This is a genomic window from Actinomycetota bacterium (assembly GCA_041658565.1).
GTDB lineage: Bacteria > Actinomycetota > AC-67 > AC-67 > AC-67 > JBAZZY01.
The window spans coordinates 21559-46402 of the sequence record JBAZZY010000011.1 but is presented as its reverse complement, the minus strand read 5'-3'; the positions used below and the strand labels follow the sequence as shown (position 1 = coordinate 46402).

The 24844-nt window shown below is 64.9% G+C and carries 17 protein-coding genes; 6 read left to right on the top strand and 11 right to left on the bottom strand.

Features of this window, described 5'->3' with window-relative positions; translation table 11 throughout:
- Positions 1-43: 43 nt before the first annotated feature.
- A complete protein-coding gene (locus WDA27_07750; GenBank protein MFA5890829.1) occupies positions 44-181 on the bottom strand; it encodes a hypothetical protein in 138 nt (45 codons plus the stop codon).
- A gap of 39 nt (positions 182-220) precedes the next feature.
- Between WDA27_07750 and WDA27_07745 the strand changes: the two genes are divergently transcribed.
- Positions 221-439, top strand: coding sequence for a type II toxin-antitoxin system prevent-host-death family antitoxin (locus WDA27_07745; GenBank protein MFA5890828.1), 219 nt, complete (start codon positions 221-223; stop codon positions 437-439).
- Positions 426-800 carry a type II toxin-antitoxin system VapC family toxin gene (locus WDA27_07740; protein MFA5890827.1) on the top strand — a complete coding sequence of 125 codons (375 nt, stop codon included), beginning with the start codon at positions 426-428 and terminating at the stop codon, positions 798-800. Before WDA27_07745 ends, WDA27_07740 begins: the two co-directional genes overlap by 14 nt.
- Positions 801-812: 12 nt before the next feature.
- On the opposite strand, the gene WDA27_07735 is transcribed toward WDA27_07740, so the two are convergent.
- From WDA27_07735 to WDA27_07725, 3 genes are all read right to left on the bottom strand, one after another.
- Positions 813-2033 carry a hypothetical protein gene (locus WDA27_07735; GenBank protein MFA5890826.1) on the bottom strand — a complete coding sequence of 407 codons (1221 nt, stop codon included), beginning with the start codon at positions 2031-2033 and terminating at the stop codon, positions 813-815.
- 77 nt (positions 2034-2110) lie between these two features.
- Positions 2111-3316 (bottom strand): Fic family protein, encoded by a 1206-nt coding sequence (locus WDA27_07730; GenBank protein MFA5890825.1) that lies wholly within the window; start codon positions 3314-3316, stop codon positions 2111-2113.
- 175 nt (positions 3317-3491) lie between these two features.
- Positions 3492-4430: a hypothetical protein gene (locus WDA27_07725; protein MFA5890824.1), complete on the bottom strand. Its 939-nt coding sequence runs from the start codon at positions 4428-4430 to the stop codon at positions 3492-3494.
- On the opposite strand from WDA27_07725, the gene WDA27_07720 reads away from it, so the two are divergent.
- Complete coding sequence (locus WDA27_07720; protein MFA5890823.1) at positions 4420-4710, top strand: hypothetical protein; 291 nt, start codon at positions 4420-4422, stop codon at positions 4708-4710. The genes WDA27_07725 and WDA27_07720 overlap by 11 nt on opposite strands.
- A 68-nt stretch (positions 4711-4778) precedes the next feature.
- Here the strand turns inward: WDA27_07720 and WDA27_07715 are convergent, their stop codons facing one another.
- The 4 genes from WDA27_07715 to WDA27_07700 all read right to left on the bottom strand — a co-directional run bounded on the left by WDA27_07715 (position 4779) and on the right by WDA27_07700 (position 9448).
- Positions 4779-6647, bottom strand: coding sequence for a hypothetical protein (locus tag WDA27_07715; GenBank protein ID MFA5890822.1), 1869 nt, complete (start codon positions 6645-6647; stop codon positions 4779-4781).
- Positions 6644-7969 (bottom strand): hypothetical protein, encoded by a 1326-nt coding sequence (locus WDA27_07710; GenBank protein MFA5890821.1) that lies wholly within the window; start codon positions 7967-7969, stop codon positions 6644-6646. The genes WDA27_07715 and WDA27_07710 overlap by 4 nt, the downstream gene beginning before the upstream one ends.
- Positions 7970-8059: 90 nt before the next feature.
- Complete coding sequence (locus WDA27_07705) at positions 8060-9043, bottom strand: hypothetical protein (protein ID MFA5890820.1); 984 nt, start codon at positions 9041-9043, stop codon at positions 8060-8062.
- A 219-nt stretch (positions 9044-9262) separates the two neighbouring features.
- Positions 9263-9448: a hypothetical protein gene (locus WDA27_07700; protein MFA5890819.1), complete on the bottom strand. Its 186-nt coding sequence runs from the start codon at positions 9446-9448 to the stop codon at positions 9263-9265.
- A 361-nt stretch (positions 9449-9809) separates the two neighbouring features.
- Between WDA27_07700 and WDA27_07695 the strand changes: the two genes are divergently transcribed.
- Positions 9810-17999 (top strand): Ig-like domain-containing protein, encoded by an 8190-nt coding sequence (locus WDA27_07695; GenBank protein MFA5890818.1) that lies wholly within the window; start codon positions 9810-9812, stop codon positions 17997-17999.
- 74 nt (positions 18000-18073) lie between these two features.
- On the opposite strand, the gene WDA27_07690 is transcribed toward WDA27_07695, so the two are convergent.
- From WDA27_07690 to WDA27_07680, 3 genes are all read right to left on the bottom strand, one after another.
- Positions 18074-18811, bottom strand: coding sequence for a hypothetical protein (locus WDA27_07690; protein ID MFA5890817.1), 738 nt, complete (start codon positions 18809-18811; stop codon positions 18074-18076).
- A 35-nt stretch (positions 18812-18846) separates the two neighbouring features.
- Positions 18847-19095 (bottom strand): hypothetical protein, encoded by a 249-nt coding sequence (locus tag WDA27_07685; GenBank protein MFA5890816.1) that lies wholly within the window; start codon positions 19093-19095, stop codon positions 18847-18849.
- 208 nt (positions 19096-19303) lie between these two features.
- Positions 19304-22561, bottom strand: coding sequence for an FG-GAP-like repeat-containing protein (locus WDA27_07680; protein MFA5890815.1), 3258 nt, complete (start codon positions 22559-22561; stop codon positions 19304-19306).
- A 230-nt stretch (positions 22562-22791) separates the two neighbouring features.
- Here WDA27_07680 and WDA27_07675 point away from each other — a divergent pair, with 230 nt between their 5' ends.
- Positions 22792-24621, top strand: a complete 1830-nt coding sequence (locus tag WDA27_07675; protein MFA5890814.1) for an SEC-C metal-binding domain-containing protein — start codon at positions 22792-22794, stop codon at positions 24619-24621.
- The gene (locus WDA27_07670) at positions 24590-24802 is read left to right on the top strand and encodes a hypothetical protein (protein MFA5890813.1); all 213 of its coding nucleotides are present in this window, start codon (positions 24590-24592) and stop codon (positions 24800-24802) included. Before WDA27_07675 ends, WDA27_07670 begins: the two co-directional genes overlap by 32 nt.
- Positions 24803-24844 lie beyond the last annotated feature (42 nt).

The window sequence follows — 24844 nt, the reverse complement described above, 5'->3', positions numbered from 1 at the left end:
TGTGTCCGACACCTTCCTGAACAGGGACCGTGTTGACGACGTCCTACCCGCCGAAGCGATGGTCGTCACCGCAAAGGATCTGTACGACGCCTGAGGACTTGTTGTCCGGCAGACGCAAACGCTTGCGCGAGACCTCGGCCATCGCCGAGTGGCACGTCACACTCGAAAGACCTCCGGTCATGCAGTAGTCATCTCTAGTGACTAGTGCTATCTTCTGACTATGAAGCAGATGCCGGCAGCCAAGTTCAAGGAGCACTGCCTGGCCATCCTCGACGAGGTTGACGAGGAAGGCCTCATCATCACCAAGCGCGGCAAGCCCGTGGCCAAGCTGATCCCGATTCGCGCGACCTCCGCCGAGATGATCGGAGCGTTGAAGGGCAAGCTGAGGATCACGGGGGACATCCTTTCGACCGGCACCCACTGGCATGCTCAATCTTGATACGCACATCCTGCTCTACGCGGTGACGGACGCCCTGACGCCGACGGAAAGCAAGCTCCTGCGCGGCGCACCCTGGTCGATCTCAGCGATCGTGCTGTGGGAGATCGCGAAGCTCGCCCAACTCGGACGCATCGAGGTTGATCTTGACGACCGGCACGTCGCGCGGACCCTGGCAGGAGTCCACGTGTGGCCCATCACGGCGGACATTGCCAAGATGAGCACCCGGCTCGACGTTCGCGGCGACCCGGCGGACGAGTTGATCGCGGCGACGAGCATCGTCCACGGAGTTCCACTGCTCACCAGGGATCGCGTACTGCGGCGGTCGAAGAAGATCCCGTTCGCCCATGTCCACGCGCGCTGAGCGCGCGCGCCCTCACAGCCCGAGGTCCCTTCCCAAGATCCTCCTGACGAACCCGCCCGGCGGCTCCGCGGCGACGAGGGCGCGGATGCGCTCGCGAGTCTCGGCAACACTCCCCTGCTTCTGCGCGGCCTCCAACGTTTCGGAGTACGCGGCCAAGACGTCGACGCCGGTGATCTCGTAGCCGTAGCCCTGCACGAGCCAGTGGAGCGCGAGCAGGCCGGCGCCGACGGCAAATGCCGGCTGTTTTTCGGCCAGATCTCTCGCGGCGCGCGTGAGAGTCCTCGGATCGCAGGGCGCGCGGCTTGCCAGAGCCAAAGCCTCGTCGTACAGCCCCACTTCCTTAGCGGAGGCGAACCACTTGCCCTCGTCCCCAGGCGTTGTCTTGACCAGGTCGGCGAGGATGTCGGCTGCCTGCTTGTGCGGGTACTTCTTCGCGACCGCGCGAAAGGTCGCCAGGTACGTGCCGCGCTTCACCGAGAGGCCGTAGCGCTCGTACGCCTCGTCCGCGAGACCCGACGACAGCAGGATCTCCTCGCATGCGGCGTCGATCTCCTCGTCGGACGCCCACGGGCTACGACATGCCTCGGCATACCGCAGCGCCTCAGACTTCTTCCCCATGGCGACGAGCGCATCCACGGCCCACCGCTTGTAGGGCCAGATCGTGTCGGCCGTGAGAAGACCGACGATCTCGGTGTAGCGCTCCGCGAAGAACAGCGCGCTCAGGCACGCCGAGGTCCCTTGAAAGAACGCGCGTCCGGTCTTATCGGGGACGAGCGCCGCGCGCGTCAATGCGAAAAGACGGTCCGCCCATGCGGACGCGACCTCCTTCGATGCGCACAGCTCGCCCCAGTGGTCAGTCAAGCTCTCGATGTAGGGCATCTCGTCCGCCTCATGCGCCGCCCACAGCCGCTCGAGCCATTTCTCGCGCGTCGCGAGGTCGGCCGGCGCGCGCGCGATGATCGACACGAGTTCTGTGATCGCGTTGCTGACCGCGGTGCCGATCGCACCCGAGGATCCGTCGACCTGCTCCAGCGCGGGCGACACGCGTTCGAGGAAGATCACCGCGCCCTCGGCGGCGAGCACCGGGTTCGCGCGCGCCACCTTCTTGATCTCAGCGACCGCCTGCTTCACGCGCGCGATGGCAGGCTGCGACTTCCAGCCGAAAGCGTTGCGCCGGAATCTCGGCTTGAACTCCCACTTGTGAGGTTCGGTCTTCAGCGTCGCGCGACCCATCTGCAAGTCTCCCGCCCAGCAATCTCTTGGTCGAATTCGGAGACCGGATGATGGCACGGTTTCGCAGCCGCGCGCGATCAGGCCCGTCGTGCTGGACCTCGCCCGGCGTCCATCTCGGCGACGAGGTCGAAGAGCCCGTCGGCCTCCCACGCGCGATTTCTGGGTGAATCCGAAACAGGTTTGAGAACACCCACATCGGCCAGCTCCCTCATGGCATTGTTGACCGCCGGCTTCGTCCGTCGAGTGGTTGCGACGCCGACCGCAACGGTAATCACGGGGTGGCCGGGAAGGACATCGATGATCGCCCATGCTGCGGCATCCGAACGGGGCGACGACGGTAGATTGCGAAGCCTGCGTCGCCACTCCTCCTGCAACGCGGCCACCGACTCAATGTAACCGCTCGCCATGACGGCGGCTTGGCCGGCGGCACTCGCGAAAACCTCGAGCCACCCAGCGAGATCGTCGTTCCGAAAGAGCGCCAGGCCATCGATGTACCGCCGCTTGTTTCGCGCGAACACGACGCTGATCGGGGGGACAAACGAATGTGCGATCCCGCGCCGCCGCAAGATCACCTGGACCAGCGCGCGCCCCGTCCGTCCATTCCCGTCCTCGAAGGGATGGACGGTCTCGAACTGAGCGTGCGCGAGGGCGGCCTGAACCAGAGGCGGCAGATCCTCGCGGTTGCAGAACGAGCACAGGTCGTTCATGAGGCGGGGAACTTCCACATATGGAGGCGGGACGAAGTCTGCCCCGCACGGGTTGTAGTTGTTGCCTCCGATCCAGTTCTGCTCACGGCGCAGTTGTCCCGCCGTCGTGCGATTCGGCGCGCGCTCGAGAAGCACGCGGTGGATCCCCGTGAGGTTGTCCGTGCGGAGCTTCCGTGCAGAGGCGGCGGTCTCGATGGCGAACTGCGTCGCGTCGATATTGGCGATGATTTCGGCCGCCTCGGGACCCACGGTCCGGCCGGCGTCCTGGGCGACCTCGGCCCGGGCGAGCGCGCGCGCGTCGACCTGCATCCCCTCGACCTTGGATGAGGCGATCGACTCAGTTCGCAACAGCAGGCGGGCCAGCGGGAAGAGCGCGGGCACGGCCTTGGCGTTCAATCTGCCGATCAGCCCCTCAGCGTCGGAGATCACGGCCGCCACCTCGGATGGAATCGCCGGAGCGAGACCGGCAAGAGGATCCGGAATGAAGGCGTCGTACCGGCAGGCCCGCCGGTAGCGCGGGGGCGCATACAGGGCGGGGTCATACCTCCACGAGGCACGGACGAGGGTCCCTCGCATCCTTAACCACAATCCTCTGCTAGTAAAGGCTAGCTCGCATCCTTAATCAGTCCGAGCCTATACCGGCGCGCGCTCTTAGTAAAGACTAGGTTGCATTCTTTACCACCGCTCGGTCGGGCTTGAGATCCTCGCCTCGAAGAAGGCGGACGGGCGCATGGCTCGGGCGTCGAACGCGTCAGGCCGCGCGCCCCACGAAGAACCTGGCTGTGCCGCGCGGTCCCGCGATGGAGCCGTCGGCGGAATTCGGGCTCGCTTTCGTCATCACCAAGGAGCCCATCCGGAGCGAGTTCCCGGTGATCGCCCCCGTAAGTCCGGTGGAATAGGGAGAACTGCCCTCCGCGCTGCACGTCTCCATGTTCACCTGAGGATCGTCCATCTCCAGAGTCCCGCTTGCCTGCGCGCCGGTCTGGCGAACGCGAACGGTGACGGCTCCACCGGAAGGACATGAATGCCCCTCAATGCTGATCGTTCCCGTCCATCGTCCCGACCAGACGCCGTTGAAGTCGACGATGCAGTTCCCGCTGCCCGCATCCTCGACATACCCTGCGGGACAGGCTCCATGTTTCGGGAACAGGTTGGACAGCTTGATGAACTGAGGCTCGATGGTTGGGTTCTTGCCGTCCTTCCAGTTGGTGTCAGCGGCCGCCACCTGCTGGGCTCCTTGACGATAGACGAGGTCTTCGACTCTCTTGTTCAACTTCCCGGCGAGCCAACCCTGCGGATCGCGAACCGCCTCCAGGAACTCCTTCCACGCAGTCAACGACTTCGTGAGCGCAGTTTCCCTGCGGAACTCGGCGAGTTGACCGTCGCCGGTAGCCCTCAACGCGGCCACGAAAGTCATCTCACCCAACGCGGCGCTCTTCGCGGATTGGTTGCCGGCCAGCAGTTTCTGGAACGCGCGCAAGACCTTTGGATCGGATTCGATGACCTTGAGCGTCCGGTTGAGATCGCGCTGCCACGCGAGCAAGTGCTCAAGATCCACGACAACCGGCTCCTGCGAGAGGCGCAGAAGTGCGTTGAACTGCGCGCGCGCCGTTCGCGTCGGCGCCTCCGACACGTACATGCCCGTGCCTACCACTCCTGCCACGACAACGATCGCGACGATGAAAGCCATGACCCGCTTCGACCTTCGCGACGGCCCGGATTCGGTCGCAGAGACGACCGGGACGGGAACAATCGGCGGGGATTCGACCTGCACGATCCGCGGCACGGGGGCTCCACAGGTCGCACAGAACCGCGCATTCCGACCGAGGGGTGCCGAGCACGCCGCGCAGCGAAACGGGATTCCCGGCGCCGGCGCGCCGCACTTCGTGCAGAACTTGGCACTATCGCTTCCCGGCGTACCGCAGCGCGCGCACTGCATGACGCACCTCCCCGTCGATCCGGATTATTGAGACTGAGATCGACGGCGTCAAGCAATCGCCCGAGGAATGAATTACCCCGGCCGTGGAATGACAGCCGGTTACAGTCGGGAACTGGTGCCGGTGAAGGGGCCGGCTCCGATTGAGTTGCCTGCTCGATCGGTCTCGCGCGCCGCGGGTGGAGTGTAGGACGGGGTCGAGGCCACAATGGATGAGTTCGTGGTCCCGGTGGCCTTGGCGCCGAGGTGGACCGAGATCGTCTTGGCCGTCGGGTTCCAAGTAAACGTGGACGCGTTCGAGCCGTTGCCGGAGAAGGTTGCGGTTGCGGACACGTAGTTCGCATTAAGCGCGACAGAACCGAAGTTGATCGAGCATCCGCTGGATGCAGTCACGCCGGACAGGATGTCGCTCGAGCCGCTGTTGGTGATCGTCACGGTGACCACCCCGTTTCCACTTACCGACTTGGATGTTCCGTCGTTCGCCCAAGTCGAGCAGAAGGTCGAGGCGTCCATCACTTCGCTGTAGGTCACGACGATGTCGTCGCCCTTGTCCGCGGTGCCGAGCGTGCCGCCGTTGGCGAGGGTCACGTTGGTGACCGTCGGAGCAATCACGTCCCACGTCACTGCGTTGTCGGTCGACGTGGACGCCGTGTTCGAATTCCCTGCTGCATCTCGCGCAGCGCCGGCGCCCACAGAAGCGATGACCGTTCCGCTGGTGCTCATGCCGGTCACAGCGACGTTGTAGGTGGTGCCCGAGCCGGTCACGGTTGCGGTCTTAGCTCCGCCTGCGGTGCCCGTGACGGTCACGTCACCGGTGGCGAAGTCCGTCGTGGCTTCACCGAACACGACGGTGAAGTTGATCGGGCCGGTGTTGGTTGGGTCGACCTGCGCAGTTGCTTGGTTGATCGTGACGCCCGGCGCGGTCGTGTCAACCACCCATGTGTAGGAGGCTGCGGATCCCGTGTTTCCCACGCCGTCGACTGCGCGCACCGAGAACGTATGCGAGCCTTCCGACAAGCCGGAGAATGTCTTCGGTGTCGCACAGGTCGTATAACTGCCATGCTCGAACCGGCACTCCGCTCTGCCGACACCCGAACTCACGCCACCCGCGATCGGGTCGTCGGTCGCGAAGCCGAAGCTTGCGCTCGTTTCGGACGTTGGATTTGCCGGTGCGGAAGTGATAGATGCAGTGGGCGCGGTTCGATCGATCGTGAACGATTGGCCCACGGTGAAGTCCCCGTTGCCCGCGCCCGTTCCGCCGAGCTTGTTGCCGGCGGCATCCACGATGGAGTCGTCGTCGGTTACGTCGAGGCGGATCGTCCCGTCACCGCTGCCCGTTCGAAGCTTCACGTCGTAGACGGCGGAGGGTCCGGCGGACACAGTATCAGTTGACGTTCCGGTGATCGTCCCAGTCGTTGTGCGCGCAAGATCGGCAGCATCGACCCCGGACACCGGCTCTGAGAACGTCACGCGGAACGTGACGTCGGGCGTCTGTGTCGGGTCGGCTTCACCGGGCGCGCGCTCGATGGAACTTACGGTCGGCGGGATGGAGTCCGTCACAACGTTGACCGAATCACTAGTCCCCTGCGACGTCCACGAACGGTACGACGCAGTGACCCGATACAGATAGTCCCCTGCCGTATCAAGAACATCGTCACACGTTGTCGCCGTCAAGGACCCGGCGCACATGCCGCTCGTCGCCGACCACGTCGAGCCGGCATTCGCGCTGCGCGCCACCGCGTAAGTGATTGGCGCGCTGTCTCCCGCAGGCCCGAAAACCGCGGTCCATACGACGTGCGCGCTTGCCGTCGCGGGACTGGTCGCCGTCACGCTCGGCGCGGGAATGGTGCCGACCGTCGAATCGCCCGATCCCGTGCCCAAGGAGCGGTTGTACCCAGACGCCATCTGAGCAGCTCCAGTCACCACCAGCGCGGCGAACGGCAGGATCACCCACGTACGGCGGAGGTTCATTTGGTGGCACTCCCCTTGTACGAAAGGCCGAAGTGCGCGCCCTTGCAGGCATCCTGATTGGTCGGGAGGTTCCGCAGCCTGATCCGCGGGCGGTCCGTTCCCGTCATCGCCACCGAACCGCCACGAGGAACGACGACGGGATGTGTCGCGCTCAGCGGTGCCTGCTCGATTTCAATGTTGGTCGAGGCGAGGCAACTCGCGGGTGATGACACCACGGTAACCGTCAAGGACGTAACAGAGATGGCAAAGTTGTGTGGATTCGTAAGCGTAATCTCGAGCCAGCGCCACACTCCTGGGTAAAGTTCGTCGTACCCGAACCTGCTTTCCGTTCCCCCGGGAATGATGCCGAAGATCTTCTTGCTCGTGTCCACCTTCCACGAGTAGTTCGCGTTTTGCGAGAGGTTTCCCGCTGCGTCGGCGGCCCGCACAGCGAACTGGTGCGTTCCGAAATTGCTTGAGTCGACCGTGAAAGCAAACGGACTTACGCACGGATTCCACGAGCCCGCCTCGATCTTGCAGTGAAAAGCGACTCCGTCCTCCGACGACGTCCACACGAATCCGGCGTCGGCACTTGAATCCGGATCATCGGGATGCTCGGTAATGACGGGTGTGGGCGGCGGCAGTTTGTCGATGGAGTAGGACTGACCCGCGCGATTCCCGTTCCCGACGCCCACGCCTCCGAGCGCATTGCGAGCGCGATCGACGATGGAATCGTCATCCACAAGGTTGAGCGCAAGCGTTCCCGAGCCTGTCCCGGTGCTCGCCGAGACGTTGTAGGCGGCACCCGATCCCGACACCGAGGTTACCGATGCGGTGCCGCCGAGACCTGTTCTCTCAATCCGGAAGTCGGAGGCGTCGACGCCGATGACGTTCTCATCGAAGGTCACCGTCCACGACACCGAACCGGCGTTCGTCGGCGTCGCGCCCGTACGATTCACCAAGAGCGCACGCGGCGCTGTTGTGTCGATCGTCCATGAGTACGTGGAAGGCGCGGTAGTGGTCGAGCCCGACACCGATCGCACTTGGAACGAATGACCACCCGATGCGAGCGGTCCGGAATAGGTCTTCGTGCTCGGCGACGAAGACCCGCAAGCCGCGAACGTCGCGCCGTCGAGCGCGCACTGGAACGACGACGGGGTCTTCTTGGTCGTGAAGGTGAATGCGGCCGCGGTGTTGTTCGTCGGATCGGCCGGGGCCGACGTGATTGTCGGAACTTCCGGCGTCTGTGCGACAAGCGCGCCTCCGACGGAACCAAGCACGAGCATCAGCAGGAAGATCGCGCTTGCCCGCGCGACCCACCGCTTAGCCCTGGCTCGACTCATGAGAGCACCGTTTCCGTTCGCCGAAGTTCGGCCTGGAGTGGGGAGGGTTCCGCGCCTCCCCACTCACAGTTGCCGCCGAAGCGCATGTGTCTAGATGCCAGAGTTGTCGACGACTAAGTGCAGCGTGACCGTCGCACCCTTGCACGCATCCTGGTTTGTTCCGGACTCGTCCGTCATCGACAGCGTCCCACCGTTACCCGTGCCGGCGCCCGCGCCGGTTGAGAACGTGTCGCTCGCCGCAATGTGCTCACCCGGCGATGCGGCAAGTTCGGATCCCGAGTAAGAGAACCACGTCGAGTCGCAACCGACGTCGGACGTCGTAATCCCAGTGCCGCCGCCGTAAGTCGAGTCGGCAACAACTCTGTGAACGTTCACCGCGCTGTTGGGCGAGTCATTGGTGACGTCGAAGGCCACATCGACCGTCGCGCCCGGGTAGAGCGTGCCGTCCGAGGCCGGTCCTCCAGAGAATGCAACGCCGTCAACAGTGACGCCGTCGTCGGTCCCGGCAGACGCGTCACCGGAGCCTGTTCCGTTGGCCGTCCAGTAGGCGTATGCAGCGCCTGCAACGATGAGCACGAGAACCAGAGCCCCCGCGATTGGTGCCAGCTTCCGCTTCATGTCCCTTCCCTCCCAGTCGGGTCCATTGAGGACCGCATTCCCGTGCAAGGCCAGTGAATGGTCATGCTTGATTAGACGGTAGGGGGCGCCGGGTGTCGGCACATGAGCCTGTGAACTTGAGTACGTGGCGACGCCCGTCACTTTCTTCCTAGGACCAAAGTCCCAGGAATGCGCGCGCTGGTTCTTCGACGTGGCGCGCGCGGCCTTCGGGCGCTTCGGCAGGTGGCGGAGTCCCATCCAAGCAAGTGCTGCAATGTGGCTCGATACGTCCTCAATGGAAGGCTTCCGGACGTCGGTCCACCACTGCCCGACGAAGGTCACCATCCCGACGAGTGCGCGCGCGTAGATCGGAGCAGCCTTCGCGCCGGCGTTTCCCGGATCCGAATACCTCCTCGCCGCAGGCTGCGCGCCGGTTCTTGTAGGCGCCGGGACGACCGTCTTCGGCCGGCTCGGCAAGATCGGCCTGCGACCGGCCCCCGCGGCAGCGGACCTGTGGCGGAGTTACTCATCCCTCGGCGACCCCGAGGCGCGCGCCGCCTTCATCCACACCGAGACGCCCCCGACAGGTTCGCCGCCCTGGTCTCAGACTTCATCGAGTCCACCGCGCCTGCCGCAATCACTCCCGTTCAATTGCGCGCGCGCATGAGTTCCTCAGTGTGAGACAGGCCCTTTGTTTCACTCCTGATCGCCCAAGGTTCGATCCAAGTAGTCGGCGGCGGCTTCCAGCACTTCGTCTCGTCCGGCGCGCACGCCCTCGATCGTCGGCCGGCGCAGATCCCCGCCGATGGCGCCGGGAGACTCGCATTCGACGTCGACCTCGGCCCACCGCACGCCGATGAGGAGTTCACGCCGCAGGCCCAAGCCGCCCAATCGGTAGCCGGAAACAAGTACTTCACGACGGTGAGTGTGGCAATCACCGCGATCAACCCGTAGGCCGGCTCCGCAGCCCTTCAAGCCCCGGCTGCGGGTTCACGACGCATGGGGTCGGATTCATTAACTGGCAAAACCTTCCCAATCGGCTTGTCTTACGAACAAAAACCGACATGATCCGAACCCCTCCAAAGGAATAGAGGGGGGTCGGGAAGAAATCGTACCGTCGTGGAATATGCGGACGACCAGGAGAAACGGTTGTGCGCTTGTGTCATTTTCTGGGCAACGCCGTCGATCATGGCGGCCGAGCGGGGGTAAGGCCGTGAGTCACCAAGCGAGCGGGAGAAAAGCCGTGAGTCGTCAATCCAACATGTCCAAGTGGTTTAGAGGCCTCAAGGCCCAGTTGCCGCGAAGGAACCGGTCTTTGGCCGGACTCGCCTTGATCGTCGCGTTTGCTTTCGCGCTGCCACAGCTCGCCTCGGCGGCGACAACTGTCGTCCAGCCCAACAGCATGGGCGGATGGACGATCATCAACGAGGACTTGAACACGGCCAACCCGGCTCCACAGGGCACGTTTGTGAACGGCCCCAAGACACCGCCGCTCGGCGTCGGGAGCTTCCGCCAAGTTGCTCAGACGGGCGACAAACAGGGCCTCGGAACGAACGCACACAACGGCCTCGCTCTCTCCTCAATCAGCGCTCTCTCCTACTCGACCTACACGACCGCGGGGGGACCATCCTCTCTCACCGGCGTGCTGAAGTTCGATGTGGACAAGACCGGCGACGGCACCGTGGACACGATTCTCGTGTTTGAGCCGTACGAGCAGCACGGATTCAACAGCTCCTTGCCCGCAACACGGACCGGCGAGTGGCAGACGTGGGAAACGATGCAGGGCGGCTGGTGGTCGAAGAACGACGGCGGCGTCACCGGCCCGAGGAAGACCCTTGCCCAGTGGGCCGCGGACTTCGGCCCGAACGCCAAGATCGCCTCAGCGGGCCAAGCCCTTCGCATTGAGGCTGGCTCGACGGGCAGCTCGTGGCCGAACTTCGATGGAAACATCGACAACGTCATCGTCAACGGCACGACCTACGACTTCGAGGCGCTCGCAGAGGTCGTGTGGCCGGGTGAGACGAACGGTTGGACGGTCGTGAACCAGGACCTGAACGCCGCCAACGGAAACGCCCCGAGCGGTTCGTTCGTCAATGGCCCCGCGGCCCCACCGGCCGGCTACGGCAGCTTCCGCCAGTTGGCCAAGTCGGGAGACAAGACGGGTCTCGCGACGATGGCCTACAGCGGCGCTTCGCTTGCGAGCCTCAACCCGCTCTCGTACTCCACGTACGTCACTTCAAGCCCCACCACCGCGCTCACTCCCGCCCTCAAACTTGAGATCGACAAGGACGGAAACGGCACTGCCGACACGACTCTTAGCTTCGAACCGTACGAACAGCACATCTACCAGGCCGGCATCCCTACGGTTCAGACAGGAACGTGGCAGACCTGGAATGCGGCGGCCGGCGTCTGGTCATCAACAAAGGACGTCGGTCAGGCCGGTCCGCGCCAAACCCTCGCGGAATGGAACACGCAGTTCGGCGGGGCCGCGCAGATCGCGACCCTAACGCAAACCGGAGTGATGCTCGAGGTGGGTTCAACCGGCGCCTCTTGGCCGGACGTGGACGTCAACTTCGACAAGGTCACGATCGGCGCCACCACGTACGACATGGAGGCCTACGTCCCGGTCGTCAACTGCGACAACACAACCAACGACATCCTGGCCGTCCAGTCGGACATCGACGGAGTCCCCGGCCCAGGAGCGACGATCAGCCTCGCCGGAACGTGCGACTTCTCGGCCGCGCCGGCTCACGGCGGTGACGTTACGAGCAACCCGAACACCGCAGTGCTGATCGGAACCGGCAACCCCATCAATGGTCTCACCATCGAGTCGGCCGGCGACCCGCAGCCCGCCACGATTCTCGGCTCGGGAACTCAGACCGCGTTCCTCGTCGGTCCCGGCAACAACGACGTGACGATCCGCGGATTGACGTTCACGAACGTTGGGCGCGCGGTCGTCGCCATCAACACGGAAGGCACCACAATTGGCGCGCCCGGCGGGGTTCCGAGCGAGGACGGAAACCGCATCATCGGCATGGCAACGACAGACAGTGCCGTCCTGGGTCTCGCAAACGACCGTGACCGTGACAACGTCGCGGACCAAACCGTCACGATCAAGTATGGGAGCGCGGGAACGCCCAGGAACTTCGCCATTCCCCTCAACGGCCCCGGTAGCTCACTCGCCAACTTCAGCGTCCTCGGCAACTACATCTCGTTCAACCCCCCGGGGGTTCCCAACGGGACAACCGAGGTCATCGCGGTCGACGTGCGTCAGCGCGCGTATCGGATCGTCGACGGCGTGGATATCAAGAACAACGCCATTGGGTACTTCGCGTATGACTTCCCCTCGACGAACCAGAATGCGATCAAGATCCACAGCTTGACCCCCGGCGACAACTCGAACGACTACTACATAAAGAACGTTGCGATCAGCGGAAACAACCTGGGACGCCTTGAGGAAATCGCATCCCTGAGCAATGACGCCGCCGACGTCCACGCGGCCGGACGCCTCGGGATCAACCTCATCGGTGTGAACGGATTCTCGATCGAGGGCAACGGCGTACGCACCCGCATCAGTTCTACGGGCGCCCCGATGCCCGGCGGCGGCATCGTCGTCAGCGACTCGGCCAACGGCCGGATCGAAAGCAACGGCATCATCGTGATCGCATCTCCGGACACAGAGAACTCCGACCTCGGTGCGATCGGCGTCGTAGACGACATGGGCAAGCTCTTCGCCGGCAGCGCCAAGCCGCAAGCGAGCCGTAGCATCGTGGTGCGCGACAACACCATCGGACCCGTCGGCCAGCCGGTTCCGAACCTGGGCGCGCAACGTGGTCTCGTGCTGAACGGCTCGTCCGACGTGAGCGCGTACCTAAACAACTTCAAGTACACGTCGGCAGACGCCGTGAACATCGCAGCGACCGTCCAGGGCCCCGGCGGTCTCGACAGCCCCGGCATCCAGACGCTCGCGAAGACGGTCACCGCCAGCACCGTGTGCGGCAACAAGCTCGACGGCGTTGAGGACAATGCGTCCGAAGTCAGCTTCGGGTCCGACGGTTCTGCCAACTACTTCCCAAGCGGCGGCACATTCCCGGGCAACAACGAATGCGCGGCTCCACCGGCATCGCTGTCCACGTCGCCCGCAAACGGCGCGCAAGTGAAGACGAGCAACGCTGGATCGACAACCGCCACCTACGACCGCGACCTTCAGTCGCCGCCCGATTCGGACTTCCTCTTGAAGGACAAGACGGGGACACCGGTTTCCGGATCCGTTGCGCTAAGCGGACCGACCTCGGTAAGCGGCGGGAAGCGCTCCATCTCCTTCACCCCGGATGAGCCTCTGACGGAGGCGGCCAGCCCTTATACGGCCCGGGTAACGGCTATGACGGCGGGGTCGGGAGCGACGACGACCGAGTTCTCCTTCACGATCGACAACCAGGCTCCCGCAGCGCCGACAATCGCAACGCCGGCAGAGGGGTCCTTGACGAAGGCGCAACCGGTCCACGTGACCGGATCCGCCGAGCTTGGCTCAACGGTCTCGATCTTCGAGGGGACAACGCTTCTTGCCGGCGGCCCCGCGTCGGACGGCTCGTATGACGTCCAACTGCCCTTCGGGATCGAAAACGACGTGGCGCACATCATCACCGCCACGGCGACGGACTCCGCCGGGAACCAGAGCCCGGCCTCCGGCGCTCGGTCGTTCCGGCACGACAGTAAGGCGCCGGACGCCCCAGCAATCACGTCTCCGATTGAGGGCGCCATCATCGGCCTGAACACGTTCACACTGGTCGGAACGGCAGCCGAACCCGGCACGATTGTGCTGTACGAAGGCGCGAACGAAGTCGGACAAGCCACCACGGCGTCAACGGACTGGAGCCTCACGCTTTACGACGTGAGCGACGGCTCGCACACGTATACGGCGAAGGAGCTCGACGACGCAACGAACACCTCTGCTGCGTCGAACGCGCGCACCGTCGTCGTCGATACGACCGCTCCAGGCGCACCGACCGTGTCTGTATCTCCGACGCCGATCAACGCCGAGCACGACAACAACCTGACGGTTTCGGGTTCGGCCGAGAAGGGCTCCGCAATCTCCATCGGGATCGACGACTCCGACCCGCTTACGGCCCCGAAGACCGGCACCACGACGGCCGATGGGACGACGGGTGCGTACTCCCTCGGGGCCCTCGACGTCAGCGGACTCGATGACGGCCCCCTGACAGTCACGGTCGAATCAAAGGACACCGCAGAGAACAAGACCACGACCACGATCTCGGTCGACAAAGACGCAACGGCGCCCGACGCGCCGACGGTGCAAATCGCCCCGGACCCTGTCAACAACACCAATAAGGGTGCGGTCACGGTCAGCGGAACGGGCGAGGAACTCGCAGTCGCGCACATCCTCGTGACGAGCAGCGCCGGGACCACAAAGGTCGAGGCTGAGACATCCGTCGACTCGCTGGGCAACTACTCCGCCACGGTGGATGTCACCAGCCTGGCCGACGGAACCCTAACGGCAGACGTCAAACTGACCGACGCATTCGGGAACCAAGGGGCGCCGGGAACCAAGACTGCGACCAAGGACATCGTCGCGCCAAGTGCTCCTCCGACGATCTCCAACCCTGCCGCAAACGAGATCGTGGCATCGACAACGCTCACCGTCTCGGGAGCAGCCGAGCCGAGCGCGACCGTCGAAGTCAGCGACGAGAAAGACCAGTCAAGTCTCGGAACCGCCACCGCGAACGCCGCGGGGAACTGGTCAAAGAGCGTGACGATGGCGCCCGGCGACGGACGGCGGAAGATCGGCGCGCGCCAGACCGATGCGGCCGGAAACCCCGGCACCGCATCGACGAGCGTCACCTTCGTAGTCGACACCGAAGCGCCCAGCATCGTGTCGACGAGTCCCGCCGACGGGGTCTACGTCCCCTCAGCCGCGACCGTCGAGGCGACCTACTCGGAAGAACTCAAGAGCGGCACGATGCAGGTCCGCAACCGCCTCAACACACTCATTGGCGGCACTGTGGCCATCAATGGATCCACAGTCGTCTTCACGCCATCGGGCGGCGGTTCTCTGCCGGAAAGCGGAAGCCCGTATGCGGCTAAGACAACGGGAACCGACTACGCCAACAGGATGTCGGCCGTCAAGGAATTCGCTTTCGGCGTGAGCGCGACGCCGACCGCCGTGACGATGGTGACCGATCCGGTGAACGCCGCCAACCAGGGGACAACCTCGGCAAGCGGCACCGCTCCGTCTGGAGTAACGGTCAGCGTTGTTGCCACCGACGGCACAACGACTACCCCAACCAAGGCTGCCACAGCCACCGGCACGGACTGGTCTGTGGACAACCTGGACGTGTCGGGGCTTGCCGACGGCGTGATCGCCTACGTCGCGACAGCCACCGACCCAGCGGGGAACACCGTCACCGCGTCCAAGACTGCGACCAAGGACGCGACGATTGCGCTGGTTCTTTCGAGCGTCACCGATCCGGTGAACTCTGCGAACAAGGCCTCGACTTCGGCTGAGGGCACCACCGAAGCCGGAGCAACGGTTAGCGTCGTTGCCACCGACGGCACGACGACGACTCCGGCAAAGGCCGCCACGGTCACCGGCACGGACTGGTTGGTCGAAGACCTGGACGTGTCGGCGCTTGCCGACGGCGAAATCACCTATCGCGCAACGGCCTCCGACGCCGCAGGCAACATCGCGGTGGCGTCTAAGAAGGCCGCCAAGGACACGGTCGCACCTGCCGGCACGGTCGAGATCGTCGACTCGGACAACTTCATGAACGCCGCCGAGACCGCGGCCGGGTCGCTTCCCGCAAACTGGTCGGGCACGACGGGTGAGTCTGCGACCATCTGGTTCGAGGACTCCGAAGGCCACACCCCGGCCGCGAACTGCGGCCCGTGGGAGAACGTGGCCGCGAGCGGATCGGGCTCCGTGAACGGCGCCTGCGCGTCGGAGCTGCCCGAAGGAGCCTTCGCGTTCAAGGGACAGTGGAAAGACGCGGCCGGAAACGTCTCGACGATCGCCTCCGCCGGGCACATCAAGGACACTTCTGACCCCACTGTTGCGGTGACAACGGTCACCGATCCGGTGAACTCCGCGAACAAGGCCTCGACTTCGGCCAGTGGAACGACCGAAGTCGGAGCGACAGTCAGCGTCGTTGCCACCGACGGCACGACCACAACCCCGGCCAAGGCCGCTGTGGTCACCGGAACGGGTTGGTCGGCTACCGGCATCGACGTGTCGGCACTTGCCGACGGCGAGATCACCTACCGCGCAACGGCCACCGATGCCGCGGGCAACACCGCAGTGGCATCCAAGAAGACCGCCAAGGACACCTCTGACCCGGCGGTTGCGGTGACGAACGTCACCGATCCGGTGAACTCTGCGAACAAGGCCTCGACTTCGGCCAGTGGAACGACCGAAGCCGGAGCGACGGTTAGCGTCGTTGCCACCGACGGAACGACGACGACTCCGGCCAAGGTCGCGACGGTCGCCGGAACGGGTTGGTCGGCTACCGGCATCGACGTGTCGGGCTTGTCCAACGGAACCATTACGTATCGCTCGACGGCCACCGACGCCGCAGGCAACACCGCGGTGGCGACTAAGACCGCGACCAAGGACACCGCCACCCCGGCGGTTGCAGTGACAACGGTCACCGATCCGGTGAACTCCGCGAACAAGGCCTCGACTTCGGCCAGTGGAACGACTGAAGCCGGAGCGACGGTCAGCGTCGTTGCCACCGACGGCACGACCACGACCCCGGCCAAGGCCGCCACGGTCACCGGTACCACGTGGTCGGTCTCGGGGATCGATGTATCCAGCTTGGCCGACGGACCGATCACCTATCGCGCAACGGCCACCGATGCGGTGGGCAACACTGCTACTGCATCCAAGACCGCGACGAAGGACATCGCCGCAGTGCTCCTTCTTTCCAAGGTCACCGATCCGGTGAACTCCTGGAACAAGGCCGACACCTCGGCTGAGGGCACAACCGAAGCCGGAGCAACCGTCACCGTCGTTGCCACCGACGGCACGACCACGACCCCGGCCAAGGCCGCTACGGTCACCGGAACCACGTGGTCGGTCTCGGGCATCGATGTGTCCGGACTTAGCGACGGCGAGATCACCTATCGCGCAACGGCCACCGACGCCGCAGGCAACACTGCGGTGGCGTCCAAGAAGGCCGCCAAGGACACTGTCGCGCCGACCGCGCCGACCATCGCTCGCCCGGCGGCCGACGCCGTGCTCCTATCGTCGTCCGTGACGATCGAAGGAACGGCCGAGAGCGGTTCCGAGGTCAGCATCTACGAGGGACTAGACCGCCTCGGCGTGACGACGGCGACAGGCGGAACGTGGTCCGTGGTCCTGCCGTTCGCGGACGGCTCGCACACGATCTCGGTGATTGCGGGCGATGTCGCCGGCAACTTCAGTCCGACATCGACCCGGACATTCTCGGTCGTGACCCACGCTCCATCGGCTCCGGTGATCACGTCGCCGGCAGAGGATGCGGCCCTTCCCGATGACAGTGTCACAATCGCCGGAACCGCGTCTCCGGGATCGACGCTGACGGTGAAGGAGGGAACGACGACGCTCGGCACCCCGCCCGTCGATTCGTCGGGGAACTGGTCGCTGACGCAGACCTTCGAGGAGGGTTCGCACACAATCACGGCAACTGCATCCAACCCGGTTGGGTCAAGTCCCGCCACCTCGCGAACGTTCAATGTGGACTTGACCGCTCCCGACGCCCCGGACGTCACATCGCCGGTCGAAGGTGCCCACCTCACGACGCCTTCAGTGACCGTTGAGGGCACCGCGGAGGAGGACGCCGTCGTCACGATCAAGGAAGGCACCGCGACGCTCGGAACCACCGGTGCCGACTCTGCCGGGAAGTGGGCGTTCACCCAGCAGTTCACCGAGGGAGCACACGCGATCTCGGTGACCGCCACCGACGCCGCAGGAAACGTCGGCGAGGCCGTCGTGCGGAACTTCGCGATCGACTCGACGGCACCGGCGGCCGGATTCACGACCGAGAACGGCGCGCTCTACTTGCCGGGTTCGGATGTGATTGTCGAGGGGACCGCGCAAGATGCAGTCGGAATCGCCGACGTCACGGTCGACTTCATCGATGCGACCGGGACCGTAACAACGGTGACTGCGGTGCTGTCTGCGCCGACCGGTACTTCCGTCCCGTGGACGGCTCAGGCAACGGGTTTGCTGTCAGGCCCATACACCGTGAATGCGACGGCCACCGACACGTTCGGTAACAAGGGAACGGTCTCGTCGATCACGATCGTGGTCATCTCCTCTCCGCTGGAGGGCAGCAGCGCAGGTCTCCGCGGGGTCCCGGGAAAGAGCAGCGCATCCCAGCGGCAAGCAGTCGGGCCGGTGACGGAGTCGGCGGGCAGAACTTCGATCCGCCTCCCGTAGGCAGAGGCAACGAAGACCGACAAACGGCACGCATAGCGTGCCGTTTGTCGTTGCGGCCGTCGGTAACCGAACACTCACAGTTGGATTGCCTGGGGCGGCTCCTCTGAGATGTCGCTGATCCTGCGACGGGCGACGGCGGTCTCCACCGGCGCCTTCAGCTTCGTAGTCAGCACGATGCTCGCAGCGAGGATCCAGCCCAGCGCGCCGACGAACGGCACCAGGGCGGGGACGACGTCGCCGAGCCCCATCGTTCCGCTCTCGTAGAAGATCGAGATAGGCCCGATCATGCTCAACATCACAGGGACCACGCCCGCCAGGGCCATCCATCTCGGCACGATTCCCGTCCGCAAAGCGACCAGCGATGCCGCACCGATTCCGAGCGCGAACGCGAAGCCCGCGAGCGCAAACGCCACGTTGCTGAGCTGCCATAGCGCCAGCGTCACGCCGGGATCGACCGTCTCGGCTACACGGTTAGCAAGCGTGATGGTCAGCCCGCATCCCGCAAGCATGCCCAAAAGCGCGGAAGCCCCTCCCGCGAAGGCGATGCCCGACACGCGACCGGTACCTCCCTCCGCGCGCCGCAAGGTGCTGCGCAAACTGCCGAAGAACCACAACGCCGCCACGACCCCGAACGCCATCACAAACGACTGCGCGAGCAGCATCGTGCGGTTGTCGAGAATGAACGTTCGAATCAGTTGCGCGTCGGCACCGGAAGATGGATAAGACGTGACCAGGCCCCCTGCTACAACCAAGAGCGCCACGGCTCCTATCCCCGATGCGACTCCCACTTGCTCACGTCGCCAGTAGTCCATCGCAACCTCCCTTTCGATCCGCGTTGAGGCACCTGCTATCGAGTGATCGACTCCTCCGACACCGGAATGACCTCGGAAGTGCAGTGCGCCGCTCCGGGATCCAAGAGCTTCTGCACATCGTTGATCCGCTCCGCCTCGACCAGGTAGTAGACCGTGTGGTGGGGGAAGTCCCCCAGCACCCGCTCAAGCTTCACCGGCGCGCCCGGGTCGTAGAGGGTCTTGGAGCCACCACGCTCCTTCGGGCAGTGCGCAGGCGTATGGACCTGCCTCACGAGGAACTGCATCGACCGCCCCCTTTCTTCGCGCTCCAAGAGCGCCACGGTCTTGACACAAGTCTGCTGCCCAGGCGGGTGGACCTGAATAGCCTGATCACGTCATATGGACGGCACGAAACGGCGCGCGCGAGCGACTGCGGGGAGCAACCCTACGAAATCGCGCGCGCAATCGCGGACGACCCGGGGCCCGACCGACGACAGCTCCGTGCCCGAGAACTCAGTCTGCGGAGTAGTGCCCCGTGTTCGCCGGGTCCGCGCGCCAGCTCGCCCACTCAAGTCCGCTCGTGAGCCCCGGCGTTCTCCAGACAAACAAGTAGCCTTCGCGCGCGGTGAGAACGACTTCCACGAGTCCGTCGCCGTTCAAGTCGCCGACCGACGGGCCCCACAACGCCCACCCCGACGTGAACTTCGGGAACCCGGGCGCCTGCTTGCCCAGCCGGCTCCACGCGTGAAACGCGCTGCTGTCGGCGGCGCCGAGGATCTCGGGTTTCCCGTCGCCGGTCACATCCGCGATCGCCGGTGAGCCGAGGAAGTTCAAGCCCTGCTGCCACGCTGGGAACCCGGGATGCGGCGCACCGCCGACGGCATCGAACGCGCGCATCGCGTTGCGAATCGGCATGCCGCCGCCGGGAAGCAAAAGCGCGCCGCCCGTGGACGCGGCATTGCTCGCCGACTCCGCATAGGAGAGCACTCCGCCGAAGCGTCCAAAGGCTCCGCTCGTCGTGAAGGAAACCGGTGCGTCCACCGGCACCTGGCGCTCTGTAACCGTAAGCGGCGACTGCCCTCCGACCACGTCGGCCGTCGGATTCGGAATCGTCCCGTACGCGCCGCGAGTCCTACCGGAACCGTCCAACAGCCAGGTCGGCGAAAACATCAAGCTCACCGCGACTTCGTCCCGGCCGTCTCCTTCAACGTCGGCGGCCACCACCGAGGAGGCGCCTTCGGTGATGAACTCCTGCGCGCTTCCGTAGAAGACAAAGAGCTGGTCGATCTCCACTGGCCACCCTTGCACCGGCTCTCCGTTCGCGTGCCATGCGTACACGTGCGCGACCCCGGCCGGCTGCAGGTCCTTGTCGAGCGTGTGGAAATACTGGCTCCGAATCACGACCTCGGGCGGACCGGCTCCGTCGAGATTCGCGATCGCAGGAGTCGAGCTGAGCTTCTGATCGTTCACGAAGATGTCTCGCCCGAGAGGTGCCGCGTGATCGGGGTGCACGACCTTGACCGGCCAGCCCGGCAGATCGGCGCCGTCGCCCGTCCATGCGTGCATAAAGCCGTCCCACCCGGCCTGGATGATCTCCTTCGCGGAATCGCCGTTCAGGTCCGCGAGTACCGGAGAGGAGAACGCTCCCTGTATCGGCAAGCGCGTGAAGGCAAGGTTCGGGCGAGGTATTGCCGGCCTGGTGACATCTTTGTCGAGCGCACGAGGCCAACCGGGCGCGCGCGCGCCCGTCGCCTCCCAGACATACGTCTTGCCGTTCGTCGACGTCGCCACGACTTCGACGGCTCCATCGCCGTCCACGTCCCCGACGGCGATGCTGTTCGGCACCGGCTCGTTGCCGACGACAACGTCCCCGGACGCGGCTGCGCCTCTCAGTGGAGCAAGCGCATCGGTCTTGACCGGCCAACCGCTGATGTCATTCCCGGTGCGGAAGTCCAGCGCGTGCACAACGCCGTCACTGTCGGCGAACACGATCTCCTTGCGGCCATCGCTGTTCAAGTCCATCAACGCCGGCTGCCCTTCGCCGCCCGCACCGATGCGCTTCGGGAACCCCGACAGCGCGGCCGGGTCGTGGTGCACCGCGATCGTTCTGCGGTCCTCTCCGAGACGATCTTCATCGTCCCAGGCGCGCAACCTCAGCGTCACGGTGAACTGCTCGCTGGACTCGAGCGCCTTGGTCTTCGAGAGCTTGAATGCGGCCTTCCAGAACGACTTCGGGATGTCCGACATCGACAGCGTCGCGCTCACAGATCCCGCGCCCTCGCCGACGCCCTTGCCGAGCGTGAAGAAGGATTCGGGCTCCGCGCCGATTCCTGCCTCGATGGCCCACCGGAAGGACTCCGCCCGGCTTGCATCCACGACGCCGGTCACTTCCACACTCGACTCCTGTTTGGGGTCGAACAACGAGAACCAACGTGGGGACTCGATCGAGGCGACCGGAGGTATGTCGCCACGACTGATCGCGTCCAAAGCTTTGTGAACGTTGGGCCTTCCGTAGCCGTACTGCACGTCCCACCCAGGCTTCCCCGGCCAGGAAAGCGACGCGTCGTCCACGTCGGAGGAGGACTCTCTAAGAACCTGGGCTGCCTCCAACCCCGTCAAAGGCCTTGCGATCAGCCCCTGCGCGGCGGCTTCGCGTCCGTATGACATGACCAATCCGAGAACGCCGCCCGCGACACCCGAGACCTCCGACGTCGTGCCCTTGATGGACGAGAACGAGAACATGTTGTGGGTTCCCCACGACGAGAACCCCGAGCGCGCGCGGAATGTCGTGATCGATCGGTCGGTCAGAGGGTTCGTCGGCGCACCCGCGATGTCGGTCACCACCGAGTTCCCGGGGATCGAATGCGGATGCCACATCCCGCCCTGGTGGTCGGTGGAATCGAAGTCGTTGGAGGACTCGACTAGAACGCTCCCCGAGTGCGCGATGTGCTCGGCGGCCTGGGTGAGGAACGAGGAATACCCCATCGCGGCGGTCTCCGAGACCACCACGTCGGCCCCTTGGTCGGTCGCGTAGATCCACGCGCGCGCCAGGTCGTCGGAACGATCGAGCGCCTCGGCTCCGCCCTTGATCGGCATGAGAGTGCACAGCGGGCACGGCGACGCTCCGCCGATCCCGTTGTTCGTCAATGCAGCCGCGCGCCCCATCTGAGCGTTCGGGTGCGTGTAGGCGGAGTCCACCGTTCCGGGATCGTTTTGGTCGTTGTAGAAGTCCCATCCGGAGATGTCGTCGACGTAACCGTTACCGTCGTCGTCTGCGCCATTCGAGCACGCGACGATCACATCCTCCGCATCGACGAACCCGTTGCCGTTCGCCTCGGGGACCGCCGGGAAGTCGAGCGCGTTAAACCACGGGTCGCCGTTGTCCTGGTAACCAGCCATGCAGTTGCCGAGTTCATCGCGGTTTAGGTAGACCTTGTCCGCGATCTCCTTGACGTTGTCGGCGTGCCAGTTGATCCCGCCCTCGACGTAGGCGATCACCGTATCCGGCGTTCCGATCGAGAAGTCGCGCCACGCGCGATCGACCGACATGCCGGCCGCGTTCTCCGGGTCCTTCGCGAGCGGCGCGCCCTTGGGCATGAACGAGTAGAGGTACCACTGCTCGGAATTCACCCCGTACTGCTCGGGAGCCTCCTCCGCCTGGTCGTAGAGCGGGTCGTTCGGCGGCCCAAGGGGAAACGTGTTCTCAGCGTGTGCCGCCCCGAACAGACTTCCGATGATTGCGAGAACAACAAGAACCACCCGAACGCGCATGCGACTCCTCCCAGCGCTACCTCACCCTGTTTGCGGATAGGTTCCATCGGCGTTCGCCGTATTCCTGCACGCCGCGCGCGTTCTTTGCGACCTCCTGTGGTCGACGACATGATCGCGGAGCGTCCGGTCACGCCGGAGAAGGTCCGCGCGTCCGCGGCGCTCGCCCTTGGGCGCAAACAGGCCGCCGGGGCGCGAACCCGACCCGGGAATGGAGTCGTACACTTCCGGGCATGGGAAAGGGAAGACGTAAGGAACAGCGCAAAGCGCGCGCGGCCGAGCGGCCCAACCGCGCGATGCGCAGGGCCGTGCTCGCGGAGGCCAAGCTGCAGGCGCGCGAAACAATGGATCGGATCGCCGACCGGGAAACCCCGGTGGAAGAGGCTGCCGCTCTCGTCATAGAGCACGCGTCTTCGACGACCATGGCGAAGTGGCTTCACATGCGCGTCGGCCCGGAACAGGCAAACGTGATCGCGCGCGCGGCGCTCGATGCGAAGCCGGACGACTTTTCAGTACTGATGCTTGCATCCGACGTTGCGCTTTTCAGCGGCGATCTCGCGCGCGCGGACGAACTCGGCACGGCCGCGCTCGCGCTGAGTCCGAACGGCGACACGACGATTCGCCATGTCGCCGGCATACGCGTCGACCGCGGGCGCTTCGCGTCCGCCCTCGAGTTGGTCCAACCGTTGTGCCGGGCGAATCCGCTCGACGAGGAAGCCCTTGACCTTCAACAAGAGGCCTACGAAGGAATCGACAACGCGACGTGCTTGGCGACCGATCCGTGTCCGTGCGAGTCGGGCAAGACTTACGAGTCGTGTTGCGCCGATCCGGACGCGGCCGCAATCGAACGATTCGAGACGGCTGCGTTCGAGGACCCGGTGTTCGACGCCTTAGCCGACTACTGGATGCAACCCCGCTTCGCCGGCATCCGCGCGCAGGCCTGTGAGGACTGGTACGGAGCTGCCGACGCAGACCAGTGGCCGGCCGCGCAAACCCCGAACATGCCGCTGTTGATGGAGCACGCGTGGCGAACGCACTCCGTGAGAAGCCCCGGGATCGACGACGATGAAGACTGCATCCTTGGGGAGTTCATCCGCGATCCCGAGACGCCGCCCGATCTCGCCGCGCGCGCGCGTCAACGGTTCGACGCGATGCACTGGGGGCTCTGGCAAATCGCGAATCCCTCGAGTTGTCCCGGAGTTGCATTGGTCGATCTCCTGACCTCCACCAAGATCTACGCGGCATGCAGTGAACCCGGCCTGCGACGCTGGAGCGTTCTTCTCGGTCCGGTATTCCCAGACCGGGGTTTCTGGCGCACCGGATTCTGCGTGGAACTCTCACCCCAAGAGGCCGAGGCGCTGGTTCCTTGCATCTACGAGATGGTCAACCTCACGACCGCGGCGCTGGCGCGCGAGCGGGGCAAGCGAAAGCCACCGCCCGAACTTGGATACGACCCGATGCACCCGCTCACCATCACGGCGGATCTGGAGGACGAACCAAGCCCCGTCGCCGACTTCTTCAGCGCGATCATCGGCGCCGGGTTTGCGGACCTCATCGACCAAATCGAGGAATGGCGTTCACGGCCGCTCTCGATCGCCAACACCGACGGAGACCCGTTGGAGTTCATCAATGCGCGGATCCGCATCACGAATCCGCAAGCGGTGCGCGCGCAACTCGTCGTGCGCGAGGACTTCCGCGCCCACCGCGACGGCGAACTCGAGTGGCTCGGAAGGGCGCTAACGCCCGGCGAAGCCGCGGGTTCTCGCGCGGAAGTGCGCGCGCGGTTCGGCCCCGGTGTCGGCAACGACGAAGAAGAGTCGCGCTACACGCGCGCGCGCTTCTCAATTGACGACGACGTCATCTCCGTCGAGATCAACTCGCGCGCGACTGGAACGGCTGCTCGTCGTCTTGCGAGACGCGGGTGGCAATCCACACGTCGAGGACGAGACGCGGTTCGATCCCGCTATGGACTTGCCCGTGCCGTCGGAAGCGCTCCCGAACGCCGAAGACCAAGGCCCGTCACAGGAATCGGTGGATGCGTGGGCACAAGCCTGGATCCATGAGCACGTCCCGGCCCTGGGGGGACTTACCCCGCGCGAGGCCGTCGATGATCCGCAGGCGATCTTCATGCTGGAGATGCTCCTGCGGCAATTCGAATACCGCGAGGACGGCAACCTGAAAGCAGGGCGCGCGTCGGCCAACATCTCCGCGATTCGCGAAGCGCTGCGACCGACAGACACGTAGAAGCCCCTCGAGGGGAACTCAATCAAACGCTTGGCTTCGACC

Excerpts from the sequence above, each read along its gene's own strand:
- WDA27_07750 (MFA5890829.1), bottom strand. The coding sequence starts at position 181 with ATGACCGGAGGTCTTTCGAGTGTGACGTGCCACTCGGCGATGGCCGAG.
- WDA27_07745 (MFA5890828.1), top strand. The coding sequence starts at position 221 with ATGAAGCAGATGCCGGCAGCCAAGTTCAAGGAGCACTGCCTGGCCATC.
- WDA27_07740 (MFA5890827.1), top strand. The coding sequence starts at position 426 with ATGCTCAATCTTGATACGCACATCCTGCTCTACGCGGTGACGGACGCC.
- WDA27_07735 (MFA5890826.1), bottom strand. The coding sequence starts at position 2,033 with ATGGGTCGCGCGACGCTGAAGACCGAACCTCACAAGTGGGAGTTCAAG.
- WDA27_07730 (MFA5890825.1), bottom strand. The coding sequence starts at position 3,316 with ATGCGAGGGACCCTCGTCCGTGCCTCGTGGAGGTATGACCCCGCCCTG.
- WDA27_07720 (MFA5890823.1), top strand. The coding sequence starts at position 4,420 with ATGAAAGCCATGACCCGCTTCGACCTTCGCGACGGCCCGGATTCGGTC.
- WDA27_07725 (MFA5890824.1), bottom strand. The coding sequence starts at position 4,430 with ATGGCTTTCATCGTCGCGATCGTTGTCGTGGCAGGAGTGGTAGGCACG.
- WDA27_07715 (MFA5890822.1), bottom strand. The coding sequence starts at position 6,647 with ATGAACCTCCGCCGTACGTGGGTGATCCTGCCGTTCGCCGCGCTGGTG.
- WDA27_07710 (MFA5890821.1), bottom strand. The coding sequence starts at position 7,969 with ATGAGTCGAGCCAGGGCTAAGCGGTGGGTCGCGCGGGCAAGCGCGATC.
- WDA27_07690 (MFA5890817.1), bottom strand. The coding sequence starts at position 18,811 with ATGGACTACTGGCGACGTGAGCAAGTGGGAGTCGCATCGGGGATAGGA.
- WDA27_07685 (MFA5890816.1), bottom strand. The coding sequence starts at position 19,095 with ATGCAGTTCCTCGTGAGGCAGGTCCATACGCCTGCGCACTGCCCGAAG.
- WDA27_07680 (MFA5890815.1), bottom strand. The coding sequence starts at position 22,561 with ATGCGCGTTCGGGTGGTTCTTGTTGTTCTCGCAATCATCGGAAGTCTG.
- WDA27_07675 (MFA5890814.1), top strand. The coding sequence starts at position 22,792 with ATGGGAAAGGGAAGACGTAAGGAACAGCGCAAAGCGCGCGCGGCCGAG.